This is a genomic window from Wohlfahrtiimonas larvae, from assembly GCF_002006755.1.
Lineage (GTDB): Bacteria > Pseudomonadota > Gammaproteobacteria > Cardiobacteriales > Wohlfahrtiimonadaceae > Wohlfahrtiimonas > Wohlfahrtiimonas larvae.
The window spans coordinates 1-5,253 of the sequence record NZ_MVDO01000174.1; the positions used below are offsets into that span (position 1 = coordinate 1).

Annotated in this window: 5 protein-coding genes; 2 read left to right on the top strand and 3 right to left on the bottom strand. The window is 38.5% G+C overall.

Going from position 1 to position 5,253, the window contains the following annotated elements:
* Positions 1 to 258 precede the first annotated feature (258 nt).
* The 3 genes from tsaB to ettA are packed head-to-tail and all read right to left on the bottom strand — an operon-like array spanning position 259 to position 2,832.
* Positions 259 to 966 carry a tRNA (adenosine(37)-N6)-threonylcarbamoyltransferase complex dimerization subunit type 1 TsaB gene (tsaB, locus tag BZK14_RS09530; protein WP_077926269.1) on the bottom strand — a complete coding sequence of 236 codons (708 nt, stop codon included), beginning with the start codon at positions 964 to 966 and terminating at the stop codon, positions 259 to 261.
* Positions 963 to 1,139, bottom strand: coding sequence for a zinc-finger domain-containing protein (locus BZK14_RS09535; RefSeq protein ID WP_077926270.1), 177 nt, complete (start codon positions 1,137 to 1,139; stop codon positions 963 to 965). The genes tsaB and BZK14_RS09535 overlap by 4 nt, the downstream gene beginning before the upstream one ends.
* 25 nt (positions 1,140 to 1,164) lie before the next feature.
* Entirely contained in the window at positions 1,165 to 2,832 is a 1,668-nt protein-coding gene (gene ettA / locus BZK14_RS09540) for an energy-dependent translational throttle protein EttA (protein ID WP_077926271.1), read from the bottom strand.
* A 241-nt stretch (positions 2,833 to 3,073) separates the two neighbouring features.
* On the opposite strand from ettA, the gene BZK14_RS09545 reads away from it, so the two are divergent.
* Positions 3,074 to 4,168, top strand: coding sequence for an HlyD family secretion protein (locus BZK14_RS09545; protein WP_077926272.1), 1,095 nt, complete (start codon positions 3,074 to 3,076; stop codon positions 4,166 to 4,168).
* Positions 4,169 to 4,186: 18 nt separating this feature from the next.
* On the top strand, positions 4,187 to 5,253 hold a 1,067-nt coding region (locus BZK14_RS09550), incomplete at its 3' end, for an ATP-binding cassette domain-containing protein (protein ID WP_143691432.1).

The following is a 5,253-nucleotide window of genomic DNA, read 5'->3' on the forward strand; positions in this document are numbered from 1 at the left end:
CCTATCCTGTCAACACTAACGCATGCCTAAGTTTTGAGCAACCACCAAAAAGAGCGAAACACAAACAATAAAATCAAATAAAAACAAAAAGATAATAAGCAAAACTTTTTTGAAATTATTTTAAAAAGATGAAAATAGTTATGATTAACTATTGCTGACCACTGAAAACACACACCATCAAACATTATCCTCTATCAAAAATAAAAGGCCTTCGATTCAATGAAAGGCCTTATAGATATATACATTAGAAAAGAATAATCATGACTCTTTCTTTAATGCTTTTTGTTCCTCTATTGTTAAGGCAATATTATTGCGAAGATAAATAGGCGAAACCTGATCTGCGTCCAAAGCCATACCATCCTCAAAGTCATCTATTGCTAGCAATGCAATATCACCAGCTCTTGGATAAACATTCTTTTCAATAAATTCTGGTTTCAATGCTTCAACCCAATTAGGTACAACATTCCAACCATCACCAGCACCAACAATATTTGCTAAACCAACAATGCCCGCAAAGTTAGGGATCTCCTGAATATTTGTCACTTGTTCAGGCAAAACCGTCATCACTTCTTTATCTTCTAAGCGATAAACACCCCAATAAACTTCTTTCATTTTGGCATCTAGCATTACTAATACAGTACGCTCAGGATGAGTATCTAAAACTTGCTGCGCCATTGCCTTCAATGTAGAAACAGGTACAACAGGAATATCTAAACCTGCCCCCATGCCTTGTACAAAAGCACAAGCAACACGCAAACCAGCAAAACTTCCAGGACCTGCACCAAATGCCAATCCTGTTAAGTCATTAACATCAATTTCAGCAGCTTTCATTACTTCATCAACCATTGGCTTTAATAACTCAATATGTTTACGAGGCGCAACCAAGTATCGTTCGATGAGTTCACCATCTAAATACAGTGCTGCCGAACAAGCTTCTGTAGATGTATCTATTGCTAAAATTTTCACGCCTGCTCATCCATAGTGTAAATATCACCACAATATGGGCATGTCACAGAACCATTCTCATTCAGCGCTAAATAAACTCTTGGATGCAAATTCCAAACATCAACATTTTCAGGTGGACAGCAAACAATCACTTCTCTATCTTCTACTTTGTGAGTAACAGGATGAGCATTCATTAAATTTTCCCTCTACTAATTTGAATTAACGAGAAATCGGTTTATATTTCAAACGGTGTGGTTGATCAGCATCCATTCCTAAACGACGTTTACGATCAACTTCATAATCTGCATAGTTACCTTGGAACCACTCTACATGTGAGTTACCTTCAAATGCCAAAATATGAGTTGCTACACGATCCAAGAACCAACGGTCATGCGAAATCACAACAACACAGCCTGCAAATGCTAAAATTGCATCTTCCAAAGCACGTAGTGTTTCAACATCTAAGTCATTCGTTGGTTCATCCAGCAAGATTACATTACCGCCTGAACGAAGTACTTTTGCTAAATGGACACGGTTACGCTCACCACCTGACAAATCTTTGATAAATTTCTGTTGATCTGAACCTTTAAAGTTAAAGCGACCACAATATGCACGTGATGGAATTTCATAAGTACCTACACGAATAATATCTTGTCCTTCAGAAATCTCTTCCCAAACAGTTTTACTACCATCCAAAGTGTCACGACTTTGATCAACATACGCTAATTTTACAGTATCACCAACACGGAACGTCCCTTGATCTGGCTCCAAATGACCTGTCATCAACTTAAATAGTGTTGATTTACCTGCACCGTTTGGACCAATTACGCCAACAATACCACCCCGCGGTAAATTAAAACTCAAATTTTCATACAACAGTTTATCACCAAATGCTTTGGCAACATCTGTTGCTTCAATCACAAGCTCACCTAAACGTGGGCCTGCTGGAATATAAATTTCCATTGTTTCGTTACGTTTTTGGAATTCTTGGCTTTCCAACTCTTCAAAGCGCTGAATACGTGCTTTAGATTTAGCTTGACGACCTTTAGCATTTTGACGAACCCATTCCAACTCTTGTTTTAATGTTTTCGCAAATGCTTCTTCTTGTTTCTGCTCAGTTTCTAAACGTTTATTTTTTTGCTCTAACCAGTTAGAGTAGTTACCTTCCCATGGAATACCGTGTCCACGATCGAGCTCTAAAATCCAACCTGCCACGTTATCCAAGAAGTAACGGTCATGCGTTACTGCAACAACTGTACCAGGATAATCGTGTAAGAAACGCTCCAACCATGCAACTGATTCAGCATCCAAGTGGTTCGTAGGTTCGTCTAATAACAACATATCAGGCTTAGACAATAATAGTTTACACAAAGCAACACGACGTTTTTCACCACCAGATAAGACTTTAACATCTGCATCCATTGGCGGTAAGCGCAAAGCATCTGCTGCGATTTCTAATTGACGATCCAAGGCATGACCATCAACTGTACTCAAGAAAGATTCCAATTCAGCTTGCTTAGAAGCCAATGCATCAAAATCTGCATCAGGTTCAGCGTATGCAGCATATACTTTATCTAACTCTGCCAATGCTTCTTTAATTGGGCCCAAGGCTTGTTCTAAATTACCACGAACATCTAAAGTTTCATCTAATTGTGGCTCCTGAGCTAAGTAACCAATTTTAATACCAGTTTGAGCACGAGCTTCACCTTGAATCTCTTTATCAACACCTGCCATAATTTTTAGCAGCGTCGACTTACCCGCACCATTTAAACCCAAAATACCGATTTTCGCTCCTGGGAAAAAAGAGAGTGAAATATTCTTCAAGATTTCCCTTTTTGGTGGAACGATCTTGCTTACTCGGTTCATAGTATAGATAAACTGCGCCATACTGATTATATTCCTTAGTATTAAGATGAAAAATGAAGTCATTTTACCCTATTCGATTTGAAAACGCTTGTTTTCGATTACAAATCTCAAATCTCCCTCTATTCTCAACAATTCCAAGGTTTACATTCCTCATTATTCCAAGTTTAACATGGCTATTTATTGGGAAAAATGATAAAAGTAAACTATATAATTTATGAAAAACATTTTAATAATCACTGATTTGAATTTTAGAGGTGCATTTATGAACTCGCCACATAATAACAAGGCTAAAACCGGCATTATCATAGCCGCAATTGCTATCATTGCAGGCATTGGTTGGTATTTTACTCGCGATAATTTAGAAGGTATTACCGTCAGCAATGGTCGTATAGAAGTCACACCTTTAGATATTTCAACTAAACTTCCTGGCCGCATTGATACCATTTTAGCTGATGAAGGTGATTATGTAGATAAGGGCCAAGTACTTGCCATCATGCAATTAGATTCTTTAGAAGCACAACTCAATGAAGCAAAAGCCTATCATCAACAAGCTATTCACCAAGCTAATAGTGCTAAATCTATCATCGCAGCAAGAGAAAGTGATAAAGCGGCTGCGCAATCTGCAGTTTCAGCTAAAGAAAGCCAACTATATGCTGCTGATCGAAAATTCCAAAGAATCAAAACACTAACAGCTAAAGGTGCAGCTACAGAACAAGATTTGGATGATCAGGAAGCATATACCAAAGTTTTACACGCAGAGATAGAAACGGCAGAAGCTAAAGTACAAGCCGCCCAAGCAGCAATCGATGCAGCAAAAGCTCAGCATATTGCAACTGAATCTCAAGTCATAGCAGCTCAGGCAACCATTGATCGAATTCAAGCTGATATTAAAGATGCAAACTTAATTGCCCCTGTTAAAGGCAGAATCCAATATAGAATTGCAGAGCCTGGTGAAGTCTTGGGAGCTGGAGGTAAAGTTTTAAACTTATTAGATCTATCCAAAGTTCACATGACATTTTTCCTGCCCACGCAAGCAATAACAGGACTCGTAGCAGGTGAAAAAGATGGCTCTGAAGTTCGCATTATTTTAGATGGCGCACCTGATTATGTCATTCCTGCACGCATCACTTTCATCTCAGCAGAAGCACAATTTACACCCAAAACAGTACAAACTGAAGATGAACGTCAAAAACTAATGTACCGCGTGAAAGCAAAATTTGATCCTGCTTTATTAGAAAAATATCAAAAATATATTAAAACTGGTGTCACAGGTGAAGCTTACATCAAAACAGACAAAGATATGGCATGGCCAAATCGTTTTGATATTAAATTACTGGAAGATCCTTCTGCTGAATAACGAACGGAAGGAGATCACATGAAACATCAATTCGTTGTATCTATCAGCGATCTTTCACTCAAATACGGTGAAATCAAAGCACTTGATTATTTATCCATTAATATTCCCACAAATATTGTTGTGGGTTTGATTGGCCCTGATGGCGTTGGAAAGTCCAGCCTATTATCATTAATATCTGGTGCTCGTGCGATTCAATCAGGTGAAGTTATCGTACTCAATGGTAATATGCGTGAAAAATCTGTGCGTGATGAAATTTGTCCACGTATTGCCTATATGCCTCAGGGATTAGGAAAAAATCTATACCCAACATTATCTGTTGAAGAAAATCTACAATTCTTTGGTCGTTTGTTTGGTCATGATGAATATGAACGTAGGCAACGCATCGATAACCTCACTAAAAGCACAGGTTTATATCCATTCTTAGATCGCCCTGCCGGTAAATTATCTGGCGGTATGAAGCAAAAATTGGGTTTATGCTGTGCTTTGATTCATGATCCTGATCTTTTAATTTTGGATGAACCCACCACAGGCGTTGATCCATTAGCCCGTGCACAATTTTGGGATTTGATTGATCGCATTCGTGTAGAGCGCCCACAAATGAGCGTAATCGTCGCGACAGCTTATATGGATGAAGCAGAACGATTTGATTGGCTGATTGCTATGGATGATGGCAAAATTTTAGATACAGGCACACCCAAAGAGCTCTTACAAAAAACCGATAGTGATAATTTAGAAAGTGCTTTCATCAAATTATTACCCAAAGAAAAGCGTGAAAACTTTGAGCCTGTAACAGTACCCCCCTTACATTTAGATCAAAACTCATCCATTGCTATCAAAGCTGAAGGCTTAACTATGCGCTTTGGTAATTTCACTGCTGTAGATAATGTCAGCTTTGAAATCCATAAAGGTGAAATCTTTGGATTCTTAGGCTCTAACGGTTGTGGTAAATCCACCACGATGAAAATGCTCACAGGTTTATTGCCTGCAACTGAAGGCCAAGCTTGGCTTTTTGGTAAAGAGATTAATCCCAAAGATTTGGATACACGCCGCCGCGTTGGCTATATGTCCCAAGCATTCTCTTTGTA

Excerpts from the sequence above, each read along its gene's own strand:
- ettA (WP_077926271.1), bottom strand. The coding sequence starts at position 2,832 with ATGGCGCAGTTTATCTATACTATGAACCGAGTAAGCAAGATCGTTCCA.
- BZK14_RS09535 (WP_077926270.1), bottom strand. The coding sequence starts at position 1,139 with ATGAATGCTCATCCTGTTACTCACAAAGTAGAAGATAGAGAAGTGATT.
- BZK14_RS09545 (WP_077926272.1), top strand. The coding sequence starts at position 3,074 with ATGAACTCGCCACATAATAACAAGGCTAAAACCGGCATTATCATAGCC.